Origin of the sequence: Pseudoalteromonas sp. T1lg88 (genome assembly GCF_002964765.1) — a bacterium.
In the GTDB taxonomy this organism is placed as follows: Bacteria; Pseudomonadota; Gammaproteobacteria; order Enterobacterales; family Alteromonadaceae; genus Pseudoalteromonas.
The window spans coordinates 137,197-162,048 of record NZ_PQCF01000031.1 but is presented as its reverse complement, the minus strand read 5'-3'; the positions used below and the strand labels follow the sequence as shown (position 1 = coordinate 162,048).

16 protein-coding genes and 1 pseudogene are annotated in these 24,852 nt (G+C 45.9%); 10 read left to right on the top strand and 7 right to left on the bottom strand.

Annotated elements, in window-relative coordinates; genetic code table 11:
- The first annotated feature begins 20 nt into the window (after positions 1-20).
- Positions 21-383 (top strand): hypothetical protein, encoded by a 363-nt coding sequence (locus tag C2M34_RS09925; RefSeq protein ID WP_105258673.1) that lies wholly within the window; start codon positions 21-23, stop codon positions 381-383.
- A gap of 161 nt (positions 384-544) precedes the next feature.
- On the opposite strand, the gene C2M34_RS09920 is transcribed toward C2M34_RS09925, so the two are convergent.
- Positions 545-1,498 (bottom strand): hypothetical protein, encoded by a 954-nt coding sequence (locus tag C2M34_RS09920; RefSeq protein WP_105258672.1) that lies wholly within the window; start codon positions 1,496-1,498, stop codon positions 545-547.
- A 1,025-nt stretch (positions 1,499-2,523) separates the two neighbouring features.
- A complete protein-coding gene (locus C2M34_RS09910; RefSeq protein ID WP_105201342.1) occupies positions 2,524-3,099 on the bottom strand; it encodes a YSC84-related protein in 576 nt (191 codons plus the stop codon).
- Positions 3,100-3,185: 86 nt separating this feature from the next.
- On the opposite strand from C2M34_RS09910, the gene C2M34_RS09905 reads away from it, so the two are divergent.
- The gene (locus C2M34_RS09905; protein WP_105258670.1) at positions 3,186-4,397 is read left to right on the top strand and encodes a tyrosine-type recombinase/integrase; all 1,212 of its coding nucleotides are present in this window, start codon (positions 3,186-3,188) and stop codon (positions 4,395-4,397) included.
- A gap of 20 nt (positions 4,398-4,417) precedes the next feature.
- Positions 4,418-5,620, top strand: coding sequence for a cation:proton antiporter (locus C2M34_RS09900; RefSeq protein ID WP_105258669.1), 1,203 nt, complete (start codon positions 4,418-4,420; stop codon positions 5,618-5,620).
- On the opposite strand, the pseudogene ydiJ reads toward C2M34_RS09900, so the two are convergent.
- Positions 5,617-8,659: pseudogene (ydiJ, locus tag C2M34_RS09895) on the bottom strand (D-2-hydroxyglutarate dehydrogenase YdiJ). The gene C2M34_RS09900 and the pseudogene ydiJ sit on opposite strands and share 4 nt — an antisense overlap.
- Positions 8,660-9,016: 357 nt before the next feature.
- On the opposite strand from ydiJ, the gene C2M34_RS09890 reads away from it, so the two are divergent.
- On the top strand, positions 9,017-9,229 hold the full coding sequence (locus C2M34_RS09890) for a PGPGW domain-containing protein (protein ID WP_105201339.1): 213 nt from the start codon (positions 9,017-9,019) through the stop codon (positions 9,227-9,229).
- Between the two features lie 48 nt (positions 9,230-9,277).
- Here the strand turns inward: C2M34_RS09890 and ppsA are convergent, their stop codons facing one another.
- Complete coding sequence (ppsA, locus tag C2M34_RS09885; RefSeq protein WP_105201680.1) at positions 9,278-11,656, bottom strand: phosphoenolpyruvate synthase; 2,379 nt, start codon at positions 11,654-11,656, stop codon at positions 9,278-9,280.
- Between the two features lie 147 nt (positions 11,657-11,803).
- On the opposite strand from ppsA, the gene ppsR reads away from it, so the two are divergent.
- Positions 11,804-12,613: a posphoenolpyruvate synthetase regulatory kinase/phosphorylase PpsR gene (ppsR, locus tag C2M34_RS09880; RefSeq protein WP_105201338.1), complete on the top strand. Its 810-nt coding sequence runs from the start codon at positions 11,804-11,806 to the stop codon at positions 12,611-12,613.
- A 50-nt stretch (positions 12,614-12,663) separates the two neighbouring features.
- Here the strand turns inward: ppsR and C2M34_RS09875 are convergent, their stop codons facing one another.
- Entirely contained in the window at positions 12,664-14,013 is a 1,350-nt protein-coding gene (locus tag C2M34_RS09875; RefSeq protein WP_105201337.1) for a class II 3-deoxy-7-phosphoheptulonate synthase, read from the bottom strand.
- Positions 14,014-14,194: 181 nt separating this feature from the next.
- Entirely contained in the window at positions 14,195-14,656 is a 462-nt protein-coding gene (locus tag C2M34_RS09870) for a low molecular weight protein-tyrosine-phosphatase (protein ID WP_105258668.1), read from the bottom strand.
- Positions 14,657-14,852: 196 nt separating this feature from the next.
- Here C2M34_RS09870 and C2M34_RS09865 point away from each other — a divergent pair, with 196 nt between their 5' ends.
- Entirely contained in the window at positions 14,853-15,725 is an 873-nt protein-coding gene (locus C2M34_RS09865; RefSeq protein ID WP_105201335.1) for a DNA replication terminus site-binding protein, read from the top strand.
- Positions 15,726-15,804: 79 nt separating this feature from the next.
- Here C2M34_RS09865 and C2M34_RS09860 read toward each other — a convergent pair whose 3' ends face one another.
- Positions 15,805-17,019 carry a replication protein A gene (locus C2M34_RS09860; protein ID WP_105201334.1) on the bottom strand — a complete coding sequence of 405 codons (1,215 nt, stop codon included), beginning with the start codon at positions 17,017-17,019 and terminating at the stop codon, positions 15,805-15,807.
- A gap of 786 nt (positions 17,020-17,805) precedes the next feature.
- On the opposite strand from C2M34_RS09860, the gene C2M34_RS09855 reads away from it, so the two are divergent.
- The 4 genes from C2M34_RS09855 (at position 17,806) to C2M34_RS09840 (ending at position 24,844) form a co-directional block, all read left to right on the top strand.
- Positions 17,806-19,044 carry an AAA family ATPase gene (locus C2M34_RS09855; RefSeq protein WP_105201333.1) on the top strand — a complete coding sequence of 413 codons (1,239 nt, stop codon included), beginning with the start codon at positions 17,806-17,808 and terminating at the stop codon, positions 19,042-19,044.
- Positions 19,045-19,053: 9 nt separating this feature from the next.
- A complete protein-coding gene (locus C2M34_RS09850; protein WP_105258667.1) occupies positions 19,054-20,019 on the top strand; it encodes a transcriptional regulator in 966 nt (321 codons plus the stop codon).
- A gap of 142 nt (positions 20,020-20,161) precedes the next feature.
- Positions 20,162-23,203 carry a DEAD/DEAH box helicase gene (locus C2M34_RS09845; RefSeq protein WP_105258666.1) on the top strand — a complete coding sequence of 1,014 codons (3,042 nt, stop codon included), beginning with the start codon at positions 20,162-20,164 and terminating at the stop codon, positions 23,201-23,203.
- Positions 23,204-23,551: 348 nt separating this feature from the next.
- The gene (locus tag C2M34_RS09840) at positions 23,552-24,844 is read left to right on the top strand and encodes a DNA recombination protein RmuC (RefSeq protein ID WP_442792787.1); all 1,293 of its coding nucleotides are present in this window, start codon (positions 23,552-23,554) and stop codon (positions 24,842-24,844) included.
- Positions 24,845-24,852 lie beyond the last annotated feature (8 nt).

The following is a 24,852-nucleotide window of genomic DNA, read 5'->3' as shown; positions in this document are numbered from 1 at the left end:
ACGTTGGGCAAATTATATCAATGAAGATATTTAGTGATATTTTACTTTTCATATTAGCTGCGGCTGTGCTTTATGGTATGTACCTCAGCAGCGACTATGCTCGAAGTAATGATATTGAAGAATATGATGTAATTGCCGGCACCCTTCACGATAAAGGCGAAAGAAAATATGACAGATCGGAGAAGGCGTTCTACGTGAAAATCCGCAACGCAAATGGTGACTATACCTTGGTCCTTCCAAAATCGCGCGCAGATTGTGATTTCCTTAGGAAAGTTCGTTTTTCCGAAAATACAGAAGCCCGCGTTCTTCGCACATTTAAAGGGATACATTTAATCGAGCTTAAGATAGATGGGCGTTATGTGCTAAGGCAATCAAGCAATTAGCATTATTTTAAAGTTGCTTGAAATGCCGACGACGTACTTTACTCTTCTGATTACTTAAGCCCTCTATAGCTTTCCCGATGGAAATGGTTGAACATCGTCATTTACTATCTATATAGAGCGTTGCGATAAAATTATGCTCTCAAAATGATAAAAACGTTGTGTTAACTGCACTTATCAAATTTGTCTAGGCTCTGGTAAGATAAAGAGGCACATAGCATTTGGTGAACTTCATTCACCCACTTTCTGTAATCCTCAATTTTTGGGTGGCCTTTGTAAAATGGCGAAAAGCTATAGGAAAAATATGTTACGGCTTGCATGTTTGATGGCTCACTCTGGCGTTGATTTAAAGGGATCCTCAAATCATCTATTAATTTAAATTTTTTTCCTGCATGGGATATCCTGCCTAAATATTTATTGTAGTCTACTTCAAATTCTATTTTTATTTCAACAAAAGGGTTGGTTACTTTTATTGATTCTTCGTCTATTGATATTTTTGTTTTAGGTGGAAGTATAAGCCCTTTCTTTATTGTGTTTTTACTTAGCGTCAAATTGGGGCTTTTAAAATCTAATAGCTTATCTATCTCACTATTGGGAATAAACGTATCATTCGAGTTATCAGCGTTGTTACGAAAATTAATTACATTAGTGAAGTGGAAATCTGTTTTTTTCTTTTCCCAATCCGAGTTCCTTTGCAGCCAGTCAGACATGATAACTATGATCAAATAATATTTTATTTTTTGTTGTCTCAACTCTAACTCTTCAATTGTGAGGGACTTATTTATTTTTTTGTCAAGATTAACTTTCTTAAATATTTCATTGCTATTTTCTAATGCGAAGAAGTTGCTATTATCGAAACTTTCTTCTTTTTTATATAATCTAAAATAGTCTTCTCCAATTAATATGTGTGAGTTTATCTTTGAGGTGAATCTTTCCTCTTTAAGGTTGAAAAAAGAGTTTAAAGTGAACATGAAAAATGCGGCAGAAAGAGCAACAAAAGAAAATGTTAACTCCTTGATAAATATGTTTTTTGTAAATATAGAATAACCAAGCCAAATCAAAGAAATAATAATTAGAAAAAAGGGTATAGCTAAATGACTTGTAAAAAATGTTTTCATTTTATGTCCTTTAAGGGCTTTTATCCACTACCACAAAACCTAGTTAAATAGCGGAACTCCTATGGGCTCCGACCCAGGATTTAGACTGTCTGTTAGTTCATGGTGGTCTTTAATGATCACCAATATGCGGGTAATCCTCGTTGAAGAGAGATCCACATGTCAATGATTTCCAATGCTTTATTTCATTTTCGTTTTTAACGGCGGCAGGGCGTTTAAAGCAGATTAACAGATGAGTACAAATAGTGAATACGAAGCGCGCAAAAAATTTGGTTTTTCAGTAAGTAACAGTCTAAAGAGCATAAGTGGTTGCTTAGGAATGTTAGCTAACGGTTTGGCGTAACTAAAGTTACATCACTTTTTTAAGAGGTTAGATTTGTCTAAAGGCTTTTCATAATCGCAATAACGGAAGGCATTCCGAATACGTTGTTCGATTGACTCATTGGGTGAGCGGGTAAATACAATTCTTAATCGACCTGAATCTTTCAACAAATGAAATTCAATTTTATAGTTACGCGGTAAGCCTTTTCTAAAAGCGTTCGAGTTAAAAAGTTCTAACAGCTGATTCTTGTTTAGCTCGGTAATAGGGCCATAACATTTTAGCTCTGACTTGAAACCATCCTTAATGAACTTTACAGTCAGCAAACTTGTTAAACGATAATATAGAAATTTCACAGTTGATCCTTCAAATTTCCGCTATTTCTCATAACACCTTCTATCTTACTTCATTTTCAAAATAAAAGATGTCTAGTTGTTTGAGGGAAGATCAGATGATACTCGCAATGAGTAGCGAAGAACAATCAGCCAAGCAGGATTCTTCTTTAGAAGCCAAAAATATCCTGAACAGTACCTCCTTAATTAAATATCCCATAAATTAGATTATGTTAAATGCTATGTGATTCTATAGAATGCGGGTAAAGTATCTGAACGGGAAGCGCTAAGGCGCTGAATGGAAAAGGATAACACAAAAAAAAGCGGCCTATTTAATCTAAAATAGACCACTTTCCAACCATAAGACTTTAAAAATGTTAGTTTAGCTCATTATCTACCCAGAATTTAGTCCCTTTTAACACTGCTTGCAAGGCTAAACCTGTTTCGGTGAGAGAATAAACTGTCACATCATCAACAATGGCTTCGGCGGTAACCGCACCACCATTGTCTTTATGTTTGGCCGCGGCATCGGCATTACCGCCAAACGCCCAACCATGATCAATAAATCGGTTTAATGCCGCTTCGGTGTGAAACACCATCACCACATTAAAATCTTTAACACCCAGGCCTAAGCCTAAACCCGCCTCGCCCATGTTCATATAGGTCCATTTTCCGGTGCGGTTATTTTTTACCACACCATAGCCGCCGCCGAAACTGGCAAACAGAACATTGACGTTGGCATTATCGAATACCGCATAACCGGCACTGGTGGCAATTTGGTTTTGCACATCGGGTTTGCGCACATACAAGGTTTTCAATGTTTCGCTGCGCATACTTTGTACCATCTCTCTTTTTGCTTGCGGACTGGCATTGCTGGAGGTGGCACAGCCGTTTAAGGTAAGCACGGCAACCGCTAATAGCATGATGTGAACAAATGAAGCTCTAATTTTCATGGAGTACCCCTTCTTTAATGTCCAATACTAGACAGTATCGGACTTTGTGATAAGCTAAGACCATAAATTTTTTAGTTATTTATCTTATGCTTACCCCTTTAGTTGATACGTTCAAGCAATTGCGCTATCAAATCGCCCATCTTGAAGATGGCACCTTGAACAGCGAATATCCCGAACTAGCTTTATTTATAGACCAACAAAGCTTAAACCTTGCTGAAATTTCGAAAGATTTATCATTTATTTACCAATATTTGTATGTTTATGGCCGTAAATCCGATGCCACCTTTACCCGTTTTCGCAATGAAATAGAACGTTTTGCCCTTTGGTCCTGGCTGATCAAGGGGGCCTCTGTGCTGGCGCTAAAGCGAGAAGATATTGAGCACTACATAGATTTTGTTGTTGAACCCAGTGATGACTGGTGCTCGGACTCGGTGCAGTGGCGCTTTAAACAAAAACTGGGTCAGCGTATCGCAAATCCCAAATGGCGCCCTTTTATGGCCAAAGAAACCAAGCCGAGCCAGCAAACTCTCAATTCAACCTTCACGGCGTTGAATGTGTTTTATAAATTTGCGATTTTAGAGGAACGCTCCTTCACAAATTTTGTTCCCGTGGTTAAAAAGAACTGCCCTTACCTGGTTGTTCAATCCCAGATAAATCAACCAGATACGCTAAGCGATCTGCAATGGGAATATGTATTGCGGGTGACCGAAGAACGTTGCGAACAAGACCCGCAACTTGAGCGCAATCTTTTTACCCTGGCCTGTTTAAAGGGTTTGTACTTACGCATTTCCGAATTATCGGAGCGCCCCAACTGGTCACCGGTTATGTCGCACTTTTGGCAAGACGCCGATGGCTTTTGGTTTTTGCGGGTCATGGGCAAGGGCAATAAGTTACGGGACGTGACGCTAAGTGAAAGTTTTACTGCCTACTTAAAACGCTACCGTTTATATCGAGGCCTCAGTGCCCTGCCCCGCGTCGATGAGCCCTACCCGCTCATTCATAAATTGCGCGGCAAAGGCGGTATGACGGTTAGACAAATTCGTCGTTTGGTACAGCAAAGTTTTGATTTGGCCACCGCCGCACTTCATCACGATGGTTTTACCGAAGAGGCTGAAAAACTCATGGCGGCAACCGCGCACTGGCTGCGCCATACCGGTGCTACCCATGATGCGCAAACCCGGCCATTAAAACATTTATCTGAAGATTTGGGTCATGCTAAGTTAGCAACCACAGATCAAATTTATATTCAGACTAATATAAAAGAACGAGCTAAGTCAGGCGTTAAACGTAAGCTTTAAGCGAACTGTGAGGATAAGCCATGGAATATTACATCGCAATCTTGTTGGCGCTGGCATTTTTTATCTACTCCATTTCATTTCGTCAGTTGGCGCGGGCCGAACTCACCGGTCCCATGTACTTTGTGCTGACCGGCATGGTGGTCGCGGCAATCTTTTTGGCGGAATTTAAAATCGGCCAACCCTTAGAACAACTCTTACCTTTGGTGGAGTTGACCTTGGCTGTAGTGTTATTTTCAGATGCGGCGAAAACCCGACTGGCCATTTTAAAACGCGCCTATAAATATCCCGTGCTGCTTTTGTTTGTTGCCCTGCCACTTACCTTCTGCGCCACCGTGCTAACCGGATACCTGCTTTTTCCAGAGATGAGTGTATTGGCCTTGGCGTTATTGGCAATTATTTTAACGCCAACCGATGCCGCCTTAAGTAAAGGGATCTTAGAAGCCAAAGCGGTGCCGTTAAAACTCCGTGAAGCCATTAATGTTGAAAGCGGATTGAACGATGGCCTGTGCGTGCCGATTTTTCTATTTCTGTTCTTGTCCTGGCAACTGGGCAGTTGGCAACCGCCAATGAAGATGCTGGAGTTTATGTTTCGTGAAGTTGGGATAGCGCTTGTGGTTGCAACGTTTATCACCTGGTCAGCAACTTACTTAATACGATACAGCGCCAGACGCCATTTTTTTGAAAAGGCCTCCAGTCCATTTTTAATTTTGTCATTGGCGATTGTCAATTACAGTGTGGCTGAAGCCTTGGGCGGCAGCGGATTTGTGGCCGCCTTTGTTGCCGGTTTGCTGTTTGATTATTTGTATCGGCCGAGTAAGGATATGCAGCTGATCGAGGAAAGCGAGCACATTGCCGAGTTTTTTTCGTATTTGATTTGGTGTTTGTTCGGCGCCTACAGTTATTCGCAGTTGCAGAGCATGGATCTAAGCTGGAGCAAGTTGGCCTTTGCCCTGATAGCCGCAACCCTGGTGCGGGTTATCCCCGTTCTATTTAGTTTAATTGTATTTAACGGGTTAAATTTTAAAGAGAAATTCACCTTGGCCTGGTTTGGTCCGCGGGGCTTGGCATCCATCGTCTTTACCTTGATGGTGTTGGACTCCGCCGACGGTTTACTCAGTGAGTTGGCGACGCTGACCATATTGACCAGCGTCTTTATTCACGGTATTACCACTCGCCCCATCGCTAATTCTTTCAGAAAAAATGGCGTAGCGAAACGAAGCTAGTGCAACACCTTGGCCAGTACTTCGATGGGATGCTGCGGTTTATATTGGGCAAAACGTTTCACCTGGCTGCGGCATGAAAAACCCGTGGCCAACAACTGAGCAGGCGCTGTGCTTTCTACCTTTGCCTTCCAACTAAGATCATACAAGGCCCTGCTGTTTTCCTGGTTTTGCAGTTCGTGGCCATAGGTGCCGGCCATACCACAACAGCCGGTTGCTTGTGGATCCAGTTGTAATCCCAAGGCCGAGAAAATACTTTGCCACACCTTGGCGCTGTGCGGTAAGGCGGTGGTTTCACTGCAGTGGCTCAGCAATACATAGCTTGCTTGCGGCTCAAAAACCTGTTGTTTAAAGGTCTGCTCGCCAAGCCATTCATGGGCCAGCAAGACATTGAAGTCCCCTCTTTGCTCGCCCAAAACCGTATTGTATTCATCGCGATAACACAAAACCAATGAGGCATCGAGGCCCACCATGGGAATGTCCAACTCACTGACCTTCTCTAAAAATGCAGCACTGGTTTTAGCGGTGCGGGCAAATTTATCTAAGAAGCCTTTGACATGTTGTGGCTTGCCATTGGGTTTAAAGGGTAAGATGATCGGCTTTTTGCCAAGCGCCTGAACCACCTTGGCAAAGCTTTCAACCAGTTCGGCTTCATAAAAACTGGTGAAGGGATCTTGCACGATAAGCACATAATCTCGGCGCTGCTCTTCGCTTAGCCCCTCAAGTTTATTAAGGTCGAATTTCTCTAAAGTCGCGGTGCGCGTAGCCAGGTTTGGATGACTTGGGGTCGGCGTATCCACATAACCCAAAGTCTTTTTAATGGCCCATTGTACAGGGGATGATTTAACCACTGGATTGGTAATGGCCGAGAACTTAGCCAGCAATGGTGCCGTCTGTTCTATGCCGGCAACCAGATAATCTTTTAACGGGCGGTTGTATTGGCTGTAGTAAAAATTCAAAAAGCGGGCACGGAATGTCGGCACATCCACCTTAATCGGGCAGGCCGTGGTGCAGGCTTTACAGGCCAAACACTCATCCATGGACTCTTTCACTTCGTGCGAAAAGTCATACTGACCCTTGCGCTTATTCTGAGTATTAAGGAAGCGCTCCCACCAGGTTGGGCCATCTTTTTTGCTGATCACCTTTTCTTCTTCAAGCAGGTCAACGCCCTGCTCCGCCTGCAGTCGCAGCCATTCGCGCATTAATCCGGCGCGCCCTTTTGGCGAGTAACGGCGATCGCCGGTGGCCTTGTATGAAGGACACATGGGCGAGCTCACATCATAGTTAAAGCACAGGCCGTTACCATTACAGTTCATGCTGTTGGCAAAACTATCCCGTACCTGGACATCAATTTGACGGTCGAACCAGCCGCGCTTTTTATCATCAACGCTGACCAAGCTGTCGTTACTTTCAAGTGGTGTACAGATCTTGCCTGGGTTGAGCTTATTGTTTGGATCGAAGGCCGATTTAATGCGGCGCAATTCCTGAAACAGCTCGTCGCCGAAAAACGCCGGGCCGTACTCGCTACGATAACCCTTACCGTGTTCACCCCACATCAGGCCACCATACTTGGCGGTCAATGCCACCACCTGATCGGAAATCTGGCGCAGGGTTTTTTCCTGCTCCGGATCGCACATATCCAGTGCCGGGCGAACATGTAATACACCGGCGTCGACATGGCCGAACATGCCATAGTCAAGTTGGTGACCATCAAGTAACTCACGGAATTCACTGATAAAGTCGGCGAGATTTTCCGGCGGAACTGCCGTGTCTTCGGCAAAAGCTATCGGCTTTTTAGCACCCTTGGTATTACCAAGCAAGCCAACGGACTTTTTGCGCATGGCATAGATTTTTTGAATATCGGCCACATTATTGGTGAGCTGATAGCCAATCACCCCTGCTTCTTTATTGGCAATGAGGTTATCAAGCTTGGCACACAGGGCGTCAATCTTGTCCTTCATATCCCCTTCTTGCTCGGCATTAAACTCAACCATGTTTAAGCCTTGCATTTCTTGCCCGGGTACATCCGTAATTAAGTCCGATACTGAGTGCCACACTATGTCTTCGCGGGCCAGGTTCAATACCTTGCTATCAACGGTTTCTACCGAAGTCGCCTCGGCTGCCACTAAAAATGGTGAATTACGCAGGGCAGAGTCGAAACTGTCGTACTTAATATTGATCAAGGTTTTAAATTTAGCGATGGGCGTAATATTGAGCTTGGCTTCTGTCACTATGGCCAAGGAGCCTTCGGAGCCGGTCAGTACTCGGCCAATATCAAACTCGGTCATGGTCTCATTAAAGACATGCTCTAAGTCATAACCGGTTAAAAAGCGATTCAGTCGTGGGAATTTTTCTAAAATTAAATCGCGCTTACTGCTGGCCACATCCAATACAGTTTTGTAAACCTTGCCAACAGCGGTGTCTTGCTCGGCAATTAATTTGGCTTTTTCGACACTCACCCCTTGGGTATTGAGTTCGCTGCCATCGGCTAGAAAGGCCTTGAGTGCCAAGGGTGTGATCGGATGTTTTACCATAAACCAGACTGCCCTGACCTGAGGCATCGGTATTGATCATTCCGCCAACTGTGGCGCGGTTACTGGTGGATAAGTCAGGTGCAAAAAAGTAGCCATAGGGGCGCAAAAAGTCGTTCAGCTGGTCTTTGATCACCCCGGCTTGAACCCGCACCCAACCTTCTTGCTCGTTAATTTCCAGAATTTCGCGCATATAGCGGGAAAGATCGATAACAATACCCGGTGTCAACGATTGGCCATTGGTGCCGGTACCGCCACCGCGTGGGCCAAAGGTTAAAGACAGAAAAGGGTCGCGTGAAGCTATGTTCAGTGCCAGTTGCACGTCTTTATCGGTTTTTGGAAATACCACGCCCTGAGGAATAGTTTGATACACACTGTTGTCGGTGGCCGCTAACAGTCGCGTGCCATAGCTGGCATCGACATCGCCACTAAAGCCTTCAGCTTTGATTGTTTTTAGGTAATGTAATACCAGCTCAGAACTGACTTGCTCAACACTTAACTTTGCTATCATGGCCTTAAACCTCAGGAACGAACGGCGCTATTATAGCATGCTGAGCCCGCTTAGAAATTGAAGAATATACAGATTGTTACAATTTGAAATCACTTTGTAGCCGGCAATGCGCTATGGTCAGTTAATGAGTAACCATACCAATTCTGTTAAGTATGTGATCAGAGATAGCGCTGGATAAATGATGTGGTAACAAGACGGAATTTTTCGTATGTAGTAATTCTCGGCTTTGGCTCCTGCGCCGCTCTACCGCCTACATCCGTGTAGGCGTACATAGATAAATTCCAACGTAGTTAGCACGATATTTAGCCCGCTAGAATGATTAGCTATTTAAGTGAATTGGTATTATTTAGGTGATGTATGAAAAAGTGGTTAATGAATGCTGCAGCGGCACTGTGTTTTTTACTGGGATTGATATTTGCCGTCGTCCCCGGGCCCTCGGTGATCTTCTTTTTAATCGGGCTGACCCTACTGGCCGTGCACTATCCCCTTGCCCGTAAATATGTGCGGGTTTGCCAAACTACCCTAACGCGAGGGTGTCGATTGCTCGACAGCAAATTGGCGAAAAAATAAAAGGGCGAAGATTTCGCCCTTTTTCTTTGTCTTACTCAGTTACCGAACTTAGTTCGATTTAAGCTTTTCAGCCAGGTATAGCCAGGTTTCCAATACCGTATCTGGGTTCAATGACACAGAATCGATACCTTCTTGTACTAACCAGGCAGCAAAGTCTTCGTGATCCGAAGGACCTTGACCACAGATACCTACGTACTTGCCTTTTGCCTTGGCTGTTTTAATAGCCATAGACAATAGCTTCTTGATCGCTGGGTTACGCTCGTCGAACAGGTGAGCGATAAGACCCGAGTCACGGTCAAGACCAAGCGTAAGCTGGGTTAAATCGTTTGAACCGATTGAGAAACCATCGAAGTACTCAAGGAATTCATCGGCAAGTAGCGCGTTTGAAGGCAGCTCACACATCATGATCACTTTCAAACCGTTTTCGCCACGCTTAAGGCCTTGCTCTTCAAGAAGCTCAATAACCTTTTTACCTTCTTCAAGGGTACGTACGAACGGGATCATGATCTCAACATTGGTCAAGTCCATGTCGTTGCGAACACGCTTGATGGCTTCACACTCAAGGGCGAAACACTCGCGGAAGTCTTCACTGATATAACGAGAAGCACCACGGAAACCAATCATTGGGTTTTCTTCTTCCGGCTCGTATTGCTGACCGCCAACCAGGTTGGCATATTCATTCGATTTGAAGTCAGACATACGGACGATCACACGCTCTGGAGCGAACGCACAACCTAGCGTGGCGATACCTTCAACCAGTTTGGCGATGTAGAATTCACGCGGCGACTCGTAACCGGCGATGATCTCTTTAATTTCTGCCTGAAGTTCAGGAGATTGAGCATCAAAGTTAAGAAGCGCTTTAGGGTGAACACCGATCATACGGTTGATGATGAACTCAAGACGAGCCAGACCAACACCGGCGTGAGGTAAACGCGCGAAATCGAATGCACGATCTGGGTTACCCACGTTCATCATGATCTTAAGTGGTAGAGCAGGCATTTCATCAACGCGTGAAGTTAGTACTTCATACTCAAGCTGACCTTCATAGATGAAACCTGTGTCACCTTCGGCACAGGAAACAGTCACTTCCTGGTCCGCTTTGATAAGGTCGGTGGCGTTACCGCAACCTACTACCGCAGGAATACCTAGCTCACGGGCGATGATGGCCGCGTGACAAGTACGACCGCCACGGTTGGTAACGATGGCAGCGGCGCGCTTCATGATAGGTTCCCAATCAGGGTCGGTCATGTCGGTTACCAGGATATCGCCGTGTTGTACCTTGTCCATCTCGTCGATAGAGTTAAGTACACGCACCACGCCAGAACCGATTTTGTGACCGATGGCACGGCCTTCGGCTACAACGCTTGACGTTTGCTTAAGCTGGAAACGCTCCATTACGTTCGCATCTTCGTTTGAACGTACGGTTTCTGGGCGAGCCTGTACTATGTAAAGCTTGCCGTCGTTACCGTCTTTTGCCCACTCGATGTCCATTGGACGACCGTAATGCTTTTCGATGATAACTGCTTGCTTAGCAAGGTCCATTACTTCTTCATCTGTGATAGAGAAGCTGTTGGCTTGCTCAGGGGCTACGTCAACAATTTCAACCTGCTTGCCGTGTTCCTGGTCTTGTGAGTAAACCATTTGAATCGCTTTAGAACCGATGTTACGACGAACAACGGCTGGTTTACCTTTGGCTAGAGTACCTTTGTGAACATAGAATTCATCCGGGTTTACCGCGCCTTGTACAACCATTTCACCAAGACCGAAGCTTGATGTTACAAATACTACGTCTTCGAAACCTGACTCGGTGTCGATGCTGAACATTACGCCTGAAGAAGCCATGTCAGAACGAACCATGCGCTGTATACCGGCAGATAGTGCTACACCTTTATGGTCGTAACCCTGGTGTACGCGGTAAGAGATGGCGCGGTCATTAAATAGAGAGGCAAAAACGTGTTTGATAGCAACCATTACGGCATCGATGCCGCGCACGTTTAAGAAGGTTTCTTGTTGTCCGGCGAATGATGCGTCTGGCATGTCTTCGGCGGTGGCAGAGGAACGTACTGCAAAGGATACGTCATGTGCTGGGTCAGCGTGTAGTTGGCCGTAGGCCTCGCGGATAGCCTGGTCCAATGAAGCTTGGAATGGCGTGTCGATGATCCACTGACGGATTTCGGCACCAACTTTGGCCAATTCATTGACATCTTCAACGTCTAGTTTGTCTAACACGTCGTAGATGCGAGCATTCAATCCAGATTGCTCAAGAAACTCGTTAAATGCGTATGATGTCGTTGCAAAACCACCCGGTACTTGGACACCGGCGTTGGCTAGGTTTGAAATCATTTCACCGAGAGAGGCGTTTTTGCCTCCAACTCTCGGCACATCTTGCATACCAAGCTCTTGATACCAGAGAACGTATTCTTGCACGGAACTTTCTCCAAAAAACATATTGTAAGTTTGGTCATCAAAACAATGACCTTTTAAATGAGGCGCTAACATTCTACACTGGCAAACACTGATGCGTAAACCGTAGCCTTACGGTTTATCAGGTTATTACATAAAAAAAGGACGCTTATGCGCAACGCATTTTATATTTCTGACGGCACCGCAATTACCGCTGAGGTCTTTGGTAATGCGACTTTGTCCCTCTTTCCAATGGAATTTGAACACACCACAATTCCCTTTGTTGAAACCAGAGAAAAAGCCTTAGAAGTTAAGGCGCAAATTGAGCAGGCAGCGGCCAAAAGCAATGAAAAACCGATTGTTTTCTTCACTTTTGTGAATCCAGAGCTCAGCGAAATCATTCTTGCGAGCAATGCCGTGTGCTATGACTTTATCAGCACCTTCAGCAGCCAATTGCAAAACGAATTGGGCGTTGAACCCGTGCCTAAGGTGCATCGTACTCACAGTATTCACGAGCAAAGTTACGACTTCCGTATCGCCGCAGTAAACTATGCCCTGGCCAACGACGATGGCGCCAATATCAAGGACTACCAGCAGGCGGATGTCATCCTGGTGGGGGTGAGCCGAAGCGGTAAAACACCGACCAGTTTATATTTGGCCCTGCAATACGGCATTAAGGCGGCCAACTATCCTTTAACGCCGGATGATCTGGACTCAGGCGAGTTGCCAAAATCTTTACAGCCATACAAAAACAAATTGTTTGGTTTAACCATTTCACCCGAACGCCTTGCGGCTATACGTAATGAGCGCATGGCCAATTCAAGATATGCATCTTTGCGCCAGTGTCGTATCGAAATCCGTGAAGTGGAAATGCTGTATAAGCGTTTTCGTATCCCCCACTACAATTCCACGCATCATTCGGTGGAGGAAATGTCAGCCAAGATTATGGCTGAGACCGGATTGCAGCGCAGGAAATATTAAAAACTATCGAATAAAAAAAAGCGCCCTTGGGCGCTTTTTTTTTACTCGTCTTATTTGCGGGCGTCTTTTAGTAAGTCTGCAACCAGGAAGCCGAGCTCAAGTACCTGATCGGCATTCAGGCGTGGGTCGCACTGGGTGCGGTAACGCTGAGCCAAATCCTCATCGGAAAGACCATAAGCGCCGCCTGTGCATTCGGTCACGTGCTGGCCGGTCATTTCTAAATGTACACCGCCGGCGTGTGAACCTTCGGCCTTATGGACGGCGAAAAACTGGCTGATCTCACGCAGAATATTATCGAAGCTGCGAGTTTTATAACCCGAGCTGGCCTTTTCGGTATTGCCGTGCATGGGGTCAGAACTCCAGATCACCTTACGGCCTTCTTGCTGCACGCGACGTACCAGTGCTGGAAGTTTCTGTGGCAGCACATCGGCACCCATGCGGGTGATAAGGGTTAAGCGCCCTGGAATATTGTCCGGGTTTACCGCATCAATCAGTTCAATCAGCTCATCCGGGCTCATGCCTGGGCCAACCTTAACACCTATGGGGTTTTTAATGCCGCGGAAGAACTCGATATGGGCGTGATCAAGCTGACGTGTACGTTCGCCAATCCACACAAAGTGCGCCGAGCAGTCGTACCAGTCGCCAGATAGGTGATCACGGCGTGTCAGCGCCTGCTCATAACCCAACAAGAGTGCTTCATGAGAGGTATATAAAGAGGTTTCCGTTAACGATGGCGCATTGGTGGAGTTAATGCCACAGACTTCCATAAATTCGAGCGCGTCCTGAATGCGATCGGCAACCTCTTGATATTTATCTTTTAAGGGGTTGGCAGCAACGAAGCTCATATTCCAGCGGTTTACCTGATGTAAGTCGGCAAGACCACCTTGGGCAAAGGCACGCAACAGGTTAAGCGTTGACGCACTGTGGTGATAGGCCTTCATTAACCTTTGCGGATCGGGCACGCGCGCCTGCTCGGTAAATTCAGAGCTATTGATAATGTCGCCGCGATACGAAGGCAGGCTGACGCCGTCGAAGGTTTCAAAATCACTGGAACGCGGCTTGGCAAACTGCCCCGCCATACGTGCGATTTTTACTACCGGGCATTTACCACCATAGGTTAGTACCACCGCCATTTGCAGCAGGGTTTTAAAGGTATCGCGGATATTAGCGGCACTAAAGTCAGCAAATGACTCGGCACAATCGCCACCTTGCAATAAAAAGGCGCGGCCTTCGCACACATCCTCAAGTTGCTTAAACAGGCTACGTGTTTCTTCGGCAAACACCAAAGGCGGTGCACTGTTTAGCTCACTTTCAACATTGGCTAAGACACTTTGATCCGGGTATGTGGGTTGCTGGACTATGGGGAAATCCCTCCAGCTATTTGGACTCCAAGGTTTCACTTTACAATTTTCCTCATTCCTAATTGTACCTCACTCACGAAAGTACCGAATGGCGGGCGCTAGCGCAAGGGTAAAAGGGGGCGATGGGGGAAATAAAGTATCCTACTTTTGTCGCGGTAGACCTTTATGCAAATTGAACACATCATACTTATTGTGATAAACAGGCGACCTCAGCAATATCTTATCTATTGTCCAATTCATTAAACAGGGTATCAATGGCCGTTTCGCACATGGTGATTACAGTGTCGAAACCTGCATGGCCACCATAATATGGGTCAGGAACCTGGGTTAATTCAGGGTCGGGATGGTAATCGAGCAGACGCTTGATCATTGCTGTTGCATCGACGGGTTGCATGGCCAGCACATCCCGGTAATTTTGTTCATCCATGGTGAGAATTAAATCTTGTTCATAGAAATCATCTTGGCTAAGTCTTTGTGCGGTTAGTCGTGATAGATCATATCCATGTCGCGCTCCATGTGAAATTGCCCGCTCGTCCGGATGCTCACCAACATGATAGCCAGAAGTGCCAGAGCTGCTGAATTCGATATAAGTTAAGCCCTGCTCCACTGCGCGCTTTATGGCAATTGCATGAGCAGTTGGTGAGCGGCAAATATTGCCTAAACAGACGAACATGATCTTCATAGGTTTTTCATCCTGCTTTTATGAACTCACTTAACTTTAGTGCCAGTTGGGTAAGAGTAAAGCAACAATAATGAACACATCATACTATAATAAAAGTTACAATAACCTCAGCGTCTTTATATCTTTCAATATCTTGTTATGCAGGGAAGTGCCGAGCTAAACTAGCAAGATATTGTATGATGTGTTCTTTATTACTATGAGCAGTGTAAAACTACAGCTTCGCAGCATTTACGACCTGACGCAGGAGTATCTGCAGGATTTTACTCAGTTATTGGCACAGACCCAGTATCGCCAAGCGAGCTATTTTCAATTGCCCTTGCCAACACCTGAGCAAGAGCGAAACCCTTTAGCCGCAATTTCTGTGCAAGGCCATCGAGGTGATACGGCGCTGACACAAATTAAAAACAGCTTTTTAGATTTTCACAAAGACGGTGAACTCAGCGGGAAATTAGCTAAACGTCATCCGGGTATCGTCTTATTACCGCGAGCTTCTTTCGCTACTTTTGAGCCTTATCTTTTAAAAATCAACGAGCTTAAAACTGAGTTTAAGCAAAAGGTGCTGACCTTAGATAATAATGATGCCCGCTTCGATGCGGTTCACAGTGCCGTTCCCGGATTAATGACACTGGCATTTTATCGCCATATCCATTTTGAAGCTCACTCTCCCTACTCGGTGCGTTTTACCTGGATGCAAAAACATTCCACCAAATCTCTTACCCGTAAGTTAGCACTTACTATGTTAGAGCGAAGCAGTGCTTATTCTAATCCACGCATGATAGATCAACAGCAGTGGCAAATCTTAGTTGAGCAGGAAAAACGTAAGGTTGCGAGTTTAGCTGAAAACGAAAAGTTACGTATTCGTCGGCCTATAAGGGTCACGCCCGAAGTAAATGTGCGCTTCGCTGATAACCGCCGTTATCATGTTAGCGGTGCTTTGCCCTTTATCGTGTTTGACGACAATCCGGAGATAAAACTTGGGGAACTCAAAGATTACCAACCTAAGGAAGATCCGCGAAAACGTGACTATGAATACCTGGTTGAGCGACTGTACTTAGCAAAAAGTGAGTAAGTACTCACATTAAATTCCCCCGTATTCGTTATGTTAAAAAGCCCACAAATGTGGGCTTTTCTATTAGAGCAGACAAGGATTACTTTTCGACTATTTCTTCAAGCCTTTCTTCATCTATGATCTCTGCATTTTCGACAATGCGTTTGCCACCTTGTATTTCGATACGTTTGTTTTGCTTATTCAAAGTAAGAATTTCTTCGCAAAACTCATCGGACGGATGCATTTCGTAAACATAATCGATAATTTTCCCGGTTGATTCCTCTTTCACATTGGAAATGCTGTAATCGGAAATGGCACCCTTGTCGATTAGGTCTTTCATGGTTGTAGTCATATCACGGCGCAGGGCTTTTAATTTATTGTCGGTGATCTTGTCATCGGCATAGATTGAGCCATATTTTTCCATAATAGACAGCAGACGGAAGTGGTAGGTCTTGCCCGGCGCTGCGTAGCGCCATAAGTGATACAGGCGCAACATCATCCAGCGCGATAATCCGCGTTTCAGTTCTTGCGCACGGTTAAAGTAATAACCTTTATATTCCAGGTTATCTATCATGTTGTGAACAAAAGCGTTTAAACAGGCCACACATTTTACATTGCCGCCCTGCCCTTTCTTACCACTGAAATGTAATGAGGATAAGAAGTTCATATTCGACTCATAAAATGAATCGTCAATATTGGAATTCTTGGTATCGGTCGCCGTGTACTTAAAGGACAACTTGGAACCTTGCAGGGCTTCCAACGATTCTTTAATTTGCGGGTACGGCATCGACTGACCTACGGCCTTGAGCTCCTGGGCCAGTTCATTCATCGAAAAGATAACCGCGTATTGGATACCCGATTTAAAGTTGATCTTGACTATCTTGCCTTTGGACGCCAAACGAATTAAGGCGCGCTCAACTTTTTCTTCTCTGTCAGATGGCCATACCAGGCATTCAACTTCTTCGCCTTCTTGACGAGTACTGACCACCGCTGGGGTAATTTTAATTTCCCCCTCATACAGTATGCCATCTACTTTTTCCGAGATTCGGCGAGTAATAATGGTTTTCTTCGGTGCATCTTCTAGCGGCAATTTTTTATGACCGGAACGGACGAAGCGCCCCCAAAGATCATAATGATTGAAGGTATTAGAGTAGGCTCTTAATCCATGTACAGAACTTTCGATTGAAATGCGCACATCTTTATTGTCGGTGAACAATGCCAGATTTTCGTTATCCGTTGCACTTTCAACGCCATTGATCTGGCCTCGCAAAGAGTCTGGTAAGTTTTCTACCGAGATATTAACCTTGCGGTTCATTGTTATTTTCCATTGCTATCGATGCCAAAGGTAATATCAACACATAATACGAAAAAAGTTAATCATCTATGTTAGTAAAAAACTGATCCAAGTTCGAGTTTCATGGTTTGGATCACTTTTTTACTAACCTTAGGCGATTAAACGTTCAGTTTGAAACTTTTGGGATCAGATTTTTATTAACTCACGGGTTATAGATCATCTTTTTACCAAGTGCGGCATCAGATTTTTTGTATTTTTGTTCTTTCATTTAAAAAATCGCTGTTTTTTTGGCCATTATTGGTCTTGTAAACGCCAGCCTTGTGTATAACTGGGCGAGCGCTTGGTAGAGATCTGATCTATAGCTGGTAAAGATCAGATCTTTACCTAGATATCAGTGCTTTAGTTACCTGATTATGTGTATAACTAGGAGCAAATGGTTAGTAAAAAAATGATCTAACCCGGTGTTTTTGTGAGTAACCTTGTACGTAAGCTGTGCATAACTTAAAGCGAAGATTTTCACTTACTATAATGCTGATCCATGACTTGGTAGGAATCAGATCTATACCAAGTAAAATGATGATCTAAGAAAAGTAGCAATATCATTAAAAAACAATTAGTTATAATAGATATTTCCTGCCTTAGCCTTTATATACCTATATATTTAAACGAATCTAATCTAGTTATTACCTTATAGGAAGTTTTCAATCAAAATGTCTTTCTTGTTTTTAATGCAATGTCGCCTAAAATATATGTTTACAGCTAAAGAAGTGGACATTATACTCATGGCTTAAACTTAGGGATGCAAGTATGACAATAAAACAAAGTGCGCTAAGAACCTACCAGTTACTTAAGGCTACGGCCGATGTTGCTGAAAAGTCACTCGAAGGACGTATTCAACATTATCGAGCCCATCTCAAAGCAGAAGAGAAAGAGCTTCGAACCTATACCCAAAAGGCCGCCGCCGATCTATTAGGTTGTAATAACCGTACCTTAAAACGACGTCATGATCAGGGTGATTTCGATCACATTGAAATTCGCCGTGGTGCCAATGGTCATTATGCCTACACATTAGCGAACATCTATCGCATGGCCGAAGTAATGGGCATTGATGCCGATCATCGTCAAGTTGATGATAAACTTCAGGTTATTGTTATTAACTCACTGAAAGGTGGATGTGGTAAAACCACCAGTATGGTTAACATCGCCGCCGCACTTGCAACCACGAATATTAAACGTTACCGCATTGGCATTATCGATTTAGATCCGCAAGGATCCTCATCAAGCTTTTTCCCACCGGGTGAACCCGATCCTATAACTGTGGGTGACCTGATGCGTGATTGTATCGAGCTTGACGAAAACGAAACCTGGGAAGGGATTGTCAGCGATGCATTTTTGAAAACCCATATCCCTAATATTCGCATCTTGCCATCGGGCATGGATGATTTTTACTTCGAGCATGAGACAGCAACGGCACTGCGTGAAAGTGGTGATTATGGGCAAACGCGCCATTACCATAAGTTATTGGAAAAGGTCATTGAGCCGGTACAGGATCAATTCGATATTATTTTGATCGACACGGCACCATCACTTAACTTTATGTTTTACAACGCATTAATGGCCTCAACTGCGATGCTTATCCCGGTGCACCCGGAAGCGGTCGACTTTGATGCGAACAATAAATACCTTAAGCGCCTGGGTGAGATTTATCACACCGTGGCCGCCCTAGGTCATGATGGTTGGGACTTTATGCAGTTCCTGGTTACCAACTATGTTAAAGGCAACCATTCCCAACGCGACATAGTTAAAGATGTGCGCTCTGCGTTCGGTCGTCAGGTAATGAGCTATCCGATAAACCATAGCAGTGCAATTACCGCAAGCTCTTCGTCGTTCAACACCATTTTCGATCAGAAAACCTCTGACAGTTTGGCTAGCCGAGAGTCCTTGGTTAAGGCTCAGGAAAACGTGAAAGACGTGGTTGATGAATTAGAAATGCTTATTCGTTCCAACTGGGCATCGACACAATCACAACTTAAGGCAGCACAGTAAGGCATTATCATGGCAAAGAAACGTAAGAACGACACTCGCATAGACCCGTTTGCAACCGCAGTAGAAAGTAGCAGCCTGGATCAATTACTGGCCCAAGCTCAGGCCGGGGATGTGATCAGTATGCCGGCGCCGAGCGATCCTAAGCGCACCATTCGCCTCACTTGCCAGGTGATTGCCCATAAAGATATTGAACAACGCACCAAGGTCTACGGCAAGAACCGCCGTGTCCAGGCGCTCCTGACAGAAAAGTCGGTGGCCGATATTCTTCCTGCCATTCGCGATGATGGCCGTAACCAGCACCCAGCACTGGCTTGGGAGCAGAATGGTGAGCTTTTGGTTTTGGCCGGCTCGCGTCGTCGTAAGGCTTGTATGCTGGCACCGGCGGATTATCTGGTATTAAGCTCCAGCGATTTTAACGATGAAGATGCGAAGATCCTCGCGGTTTCTTCGGATCAATATATAGCTCCTAGTTTATGGGAGCTGGGCCAGGCCTATGCATCGACGCGTGAAGAGTTGAAGGAGCAGGGTAAAAAGGGCTCGTATCGCGAAATCGCTCAGTTAGAAGGTGTTTCACATACAGCCATTGCCGATGCCATTAAAGCCTTTGAATGCCTTCCTAAGGATGTGTTGGCGCTCTACCCTACTGCCAACCATGTTGGCCGTGAAGTGGCTAAGAAGCTTATCCAGGCGCAAGATAAAGACGGCAGTGCCTTTAACGAACGTGTTGCCGATTGCCGTGCCCAATTTGCACAAACCGGCTTCGATAGCGACGACAAGGCTGCGCTTGCGGTAACCAAATACCTGTGTGAAGCGCCGCAAGGGACAAAGCGCAACGAGGACATTAAACTCGCCAATGACTTTGTGCGGATCCAAAAACACAGTAAAAATGGTGATCTAACGATCAGGATCGACAATAAGATAATGACAGAGAAGCGCTTTATGCAACTGGCTAAAATGCTGGAAAGTTTTAATTAAGCTACTTTGCCTTGTTGTTTTTAAGCCTGGGCTTTGAACCGGGCTTTTTTATGCCCTCAATTCGCCTGAGTTCCACGCTCTGGGGCTTTTTCACCATGTCGAAAAGCGATATACTGGCCTATTTCAGTAGTTGGGTTGGACCATGGCCGCATCGTTTACTAAAGAGGATTTGCTCGCAGTCTTTGCCGAGATCAATGCCGAGCCAGCTCCTTTGCCATTGTCCGAGCAGGCGCTGAAGCAGCTATTTAGCAAGGGGGTTTACAGTCGCGCCCAGCAAATGCTGCGTGATGAGCAAGTGCTTTGGGTAAAAAGCAACGAGGACTACAGCCGTATCGAGGCTCAGGTGCTTGACGATGACGGTACCACCTATGATCAGCATATCCAGCTTCAGTTTGGCGAGCACACTCAGATAGAAGCCCATTGTAGCTGTCAGGCCAAGGTGCGCTGTAAGCATGTGGCCAGCGCCTTACTGCAACTCAAACTCCAAAGTCAGGGCGAATTTGCTCACCAATATCAAATAGATGATTGGTTTTGTGTTTTGGCTCAGCATGACAGCGAGCCAGCCGAAGGCCAGCAACAGGTTTTGTTATTCGAGCTGCACCCACATCAGAACGAACTTCAACTTCAGGCCAAGATGGCACCCAATACCGAAGCGGGTTTGCAGTCTCAGGGCCGAGCGCTGAGCGAGCAGCAAAGCCATACTCAGGTTACCCCAAAAGGGCTTGATGAAGGCGATTTTCGTCTGTTTAGCTGGATACGCTCGCAAAACCTCCCCGGACAAGCCCTGCTTTATGGGCACTGGGGCGCCCGTGCCTTGGTGCAATTACTTGCCCGCGCCCGTCTGTTTTTTGAAAAGCAGCGCCAGCCTCTGCTTTTGGGTAAGCCGCAGCAGCTGCAATATCAGTGGATACGCCATGAGGGCAAGGCGAAATTAACCTGCAATATCGCCGACTTTGATGCCGACAGAGTATTTAATACCGCCCCGCCCTACTACCTTGATAGCAGCAAGAATCAGATAGTGGCCTTGCATACCCATCTGTCTGGCTCGCAGATCAAACAGTTGGCACACTTTCCTGAGGTGAATGAGGAAGATGTTAGTGCCTTGTCACAGCGTCTTGACGATGAGCTCGCCCTTTCGTTGAGCAAAGGCGAAAAAAAAAAGCCTAAGCTAGGCTTTACCCTGCGCTTTATGCGCACATCTGCGCCTTATCTTATTGCCGTTGAAGGACAAGCACCAACTCAGGCCAGCCTGGCCAATTTAGGTCTTGAGCCATGTAAAGGGCCTTTACAGCAAGAGTATCAAGTAATTATTGCCGACACCTTGCAAGAGCAGCAATGGCTCTTTGAGCTTGAGCAAGAGGTTCAGAACTTGGGAGGAAAGGTGATTTCCTTGCCACGTCAGCGCCAGCAAACCAGCGCTGTGCTGACACCCCATCTGGTTATCGATAAGCTTCAGGGACATCGTTTCCTAGTGCGCTTTGAGTTGCACCACAAGCAAAAGGTCTTTATTTTAAGCGCCGAACAACTGGCTAATAATGCCAACTACAGTGCTCATTATTGTTATTTAGAATGTGACGGCCAGTTATGTGTCATAACTAGTGAGGCCGCAAAACTGATGCTCAGTTATCTGCAACGTTTTGCCAGCGCTAAAGAGAAAAGTATTTGTTCCATTCCGCGCAGCCTGTATCCCCAGTTAACCGAGCAAGCTCACTGGCAGTTATCGGTTGCAACCTCTTTGGCACCCTTATTACAAAAGCCTACTTTGAGTTCATTGCAGCCGGTTAAACTGGCGCCCAATGTACAATTGCGAGAGTATCAGCAAGCCGGAGTCAACTGGCTGCAACTGCTTTCCTTGCAGGGGCTAGGCGCCGTGCTCGCCGATGATATGGGCCTGGGTAAAACCCTGCAGGTCATTGCCTATCTCAGTACCCTGAAACCCCGTGCCGGTCGACCACATCTGATCCTCTGCCCTACCAGTTTGATTGGTAACTGGTGTAACGAGATTAAGCGCTTTTGCCCACAATTGTCGGTACAGGTGGTAGCTGGCAATAACAGAACCATCATGTTGCAGCAGTTGGCCAAGTATGAGGTGCTCATCACTACTTATACCCTGTTTAAACGCGACTTTGCCTTTTATCATGGGGTTGAATATCACACCCTGGTCTTGGACGAAGCGCAGGCCATTAAAAACGCTCAGTCTCAGCTTAGTCAAAAGGTTAAGCAACTAAGGGGACAATTTCGTCTTGCCTTGAGCGGCACCCCCTTTGAAAACAACCTGCTAGAGCTTAAATCCGTATTCGATTTTGCCATGCCTAGCTTGCTTGGCTCTGATAACCAGTTTAAGGCGAACTTTTTAGACCTTGAACAAACGGGTAAAAATGCCCTTAAAGAAGCGGTACGCCCCTATTTACTGCGCCGTGCCAAGGCAGATGTGCTGAGCGAACTGCCGAGCAAAACCGAGTTGGTTAAACAGCTCGATATGCTTGAAGATCAAGCCCATGTGTATCAGGGCTATCACAGCGCCCTGCACCAAAAGCTCAGTCATCTGGTTTCCACTCAGGGCATTGGCAAAAGCAAGTTGCAGTTTCTCGATGCGCTGCTAAAACTAAGGCAAATTTGCTGTCACCCGGGGCTGGTTGACCCTAGTTATCAAGGCGGCAGTGCCAAGTTGCAATGGTTGCAAACCCATTTACCCCAGATGCTGGAGCAAGAGCATCATGTGATTATTTTCAGCCAGTTTACTTCCATGCTCAGCCTTATTGGCGCGCAGTTACAGGATATGGGCATAGACTATGCGTTACTGACCGGGCAAACCCGAGACCGCCAGCGTCAGGTTGATGACTTCCAACAAGCACGTAAGCGGGTGTTTTTGATCAGTTTAAAGGCCGGTGGCAGCGGTTTAAACCTGACTCAGGCGGATACCGTGATCCACTTCGACCCCTGGTGGAACCCGGCGGTGGAGCACCAGGCTACAGACCGAGCCTATCGCATGGGGCAAGACCGCTCGGTATTCGTTTATAAGCTGATCTTGGCGGATTCTGTAGAGCAACAGGTACAGGCCCTGGCCGAGAAGAAACGCCACCTGGTGGATGAGTTCCTCAATGGTAGTTTATTATCAGATAAAAAAATTGATGATAATCAACTGCTTGAAATGCTGAATCTAGAAAAAGAAGAAAAAGTTTAAATTTTCCTGAACTTTCTCCCGCACCGGGACTCTACTATTATGCTTGCGATGCAAGCACCCTATGTTGATTTCCCTGATTATTATGATTTTAAGGCCAGCTTGATTTAGCTGGCTTTTTTTTGCCTGAAATTGCCGAAAAGCCGTTGTAGGTCGGGATTTATCCCGATAAAAGTATGATTTTGTTGAGGTGTCGGCGCAGAGCACCGACCTAGATACTTACTTTCCTGATAAAATTGGTATTATCACTCTATACATAACAATAATTAATGCGGGATCAATATGCTTTCCTTGTTTTCCCAAAGCTCACCTGTGTTGCTTGGCGCCCTTGCTGCGCTGGCTTTATCTTCGATGACCTTGGCCTTTGTATTGTTGCGCGTTCAAGGGCGTTTACGCGCCGCGTTGACTCATAACAATGAACTGCAACAGCAAGCGCACGGCGCCGAAGCGCGTACCTCTGAGCTGAGCCGTCAGGCGGCAAGCGAACGTGAAAAGGGCGAGCAATTGCAGCAAAAAGTGATCTTGTTACACGGTCGCTATGAATCCCTCAAGGCAACCCTGGAGCAAAAGGAAACGCACTTTGCGCAGCAACTCAGCTTGTTGCAAGATTCCAAAGAAACCCTGAAAAAGGAATTTGCCCTACTCGCTAATCAGGTCTTTGAAGATAAGTCGCAACAGTTTAAGCACCTTAACCAGGAAAATATGGAACAGCTGCTTAAGCCGGTGCAGGGGGAGCTCAAAGGCTTTCGCGACAAGATGGAGCATATCCACGCCCAGGAATTGCAGCAAAGAGCCGCATTGAAAACCGAGCTGCAACATCTGCAAAAGCTCAATCAATCGATCACAGAGCAGGCGCAGAGGCTCTCTACGGCGCTACAGGGGCAAAAGAAGACACAGGGTAACTGGGGCGAACTTATGCTGGAGAACGTGCTCGACAGCGCCGGTTTGCGCCTTAATCAGGATTATCGCCGTGAGGTAAGCTTCGACTCACCCCTTGGCCGATTGCGTCCAGATGTGGTGGTGTATTTGCCGCAACAGCGCCATATAGTTATCGATGCGAAAACATCCCTTAACGCCTACACCCGTTATGTGAATGCCCAAACTGAGCTTGAAGCGCAGCAGGCCTTGGGTGAGCATGTGCAGGCGGTGAGCGAGCGCATTAATGAGCTCGCGAGCAAGGACTACCACCGCCTTGAGCAATTAAATTCGCCTGAGGTGGTGATCATGTTTATGCCCATCGAAAGCGCCTTTGTCGAAGCCCTTAAGTTTCAACCCGACCTATATCAGCGCGCCATTGAAAAGAATATTCTGGTGGCCACCCCGACTACCTTGCTCACCAGCTTGAACATAGTAAAACAGTTATGGCGTTTTGAAGATCAATCCAAGCACACTCAGGAGCTGGCGAAACGCGCGGAGCGTTTCTATAGCAAGCTCAATTCCTTCTTAGTGTCTATGGAAGGAGTGGGGAAACAGCTTGATAAAGCGCGGGAAACCTATGATAAGGCGTTTTCTCAGCTCTACAGCGGTAAGGGCAATCTGATCAAGCAAGCCAATGAATTTAAGGAGCTGGGTGTGGCGGTGCAAAAAGAGTTGCCCGAGTCCTTGCGCGAAAAAGCCGAGCTTGAGCTAACACATAGCGACTAATGTATTTG

What these genes read in the sequence shown, in the direction of transcription:
- C2M34_RS09925 (WP_105258673.1), top strand. Translation starts at nt 21, where the DNA reads ATGAAGATATTTAGTGATATTTTACTTTTCATATTAGCTGCGGCTGTG.
- C2M34_RS09920 (WP_105258672.1), bottom strand. Translation starts at nt 1,498, where the DNA reads ATGAAAACATTTTTTACAAGTCATTTAGCTATACCCTTTTTTCTAATT.
- C2M34_RS09910 (WP_105201342.1), bottom strand. Translation starts at nt 3,099, where the DNA reads ATGAAAATTAGAGCTTCATTTGTTCACATCATGCTATTAGCGGTTGCC.
- C2M34_RS09905 (WP_105258670.1), top strand. Translation starts at nt 3,186, where the DNA reads ATGCTTACCCCTTTAGTTGATACGTTCAAGCAATTGCGCTATCAAATC.
- C2M34_RS09900 (WP_105258669.1), top strand. Translation starts at nt 4,418, where the DNA reads ATGGAATATTACATCGCAATCTTGTTGGCGCTGGCATTTTTTATCTAC.
- C2M34_RS09890 (WP_105201339.1), top strand. Translation starts at nt 9,017, where the DNA reads ATGAAAAAGTGGTTAATGAATGCTGCAGCGGCACTGTGTTTTTTACTG.
- ppsR (WP_105201338.1), top strand. Translation starts at nt 11,804, where the DNA reads ATGCGCAACGCATTTTATATTTCTGACGGCACCGCAATTACCGCTGAG.
- C2M34_RS09870 (WP_105258668.1), bottom strand. Translation starts at nt 14,656, where the DNA reads ATGAAGATCATGTTCGTCTGTTTAGGCAATATTTGCCGCTCACCAACT.
- C2M34_RS09865 (WP_105201335.1), top strand. Translation starts at nt 14,853, where the DNA reads ATGAGCAGTGTAAAACTACAGCTTCGCAGCATTTACGACCTGACGCAG.
- C2M34_RS09860 (WP_105201334.1), bottom strand. Translation starts at nt 17,019, where the DNA reads ATGAACCGCAAGGTTAATATCTCGGTAGAAAACTTACCAGACTCTTTG.
- C2M34_RS09855 (WP_105201333.1), top strand. Translation starts at nt 17,806, where the DNA reads ATGACAATAAAACAAAGTGCGCTAAGAACCTACCAGTTACTTAAGGCT.
- C2M34_RS09850 (WP_105258667.1), top strand. Translation starts at nt 19,054, where the DNA reads ATGGCAAAGAAACGTAAGAACGACACTCGCATAGACCCGTTTGCAACC.
- C2M34_RS09845 (WP_105258666.1), top strand. Translation starts at nt 20,162, where the DNA reads ATGGCCGCATCGTTTACTAAAGAGGATTTGCTCGCAGTCTTTGCCGAG.
- C2M34_RS09840 (WP_442792787.1), top strand. Translation starts at nt 23,552, where the DNA reads ATGACCTTGGCCTTTGTATTGTTGCGCGTTCAAGGGCGTTTACGCGCC.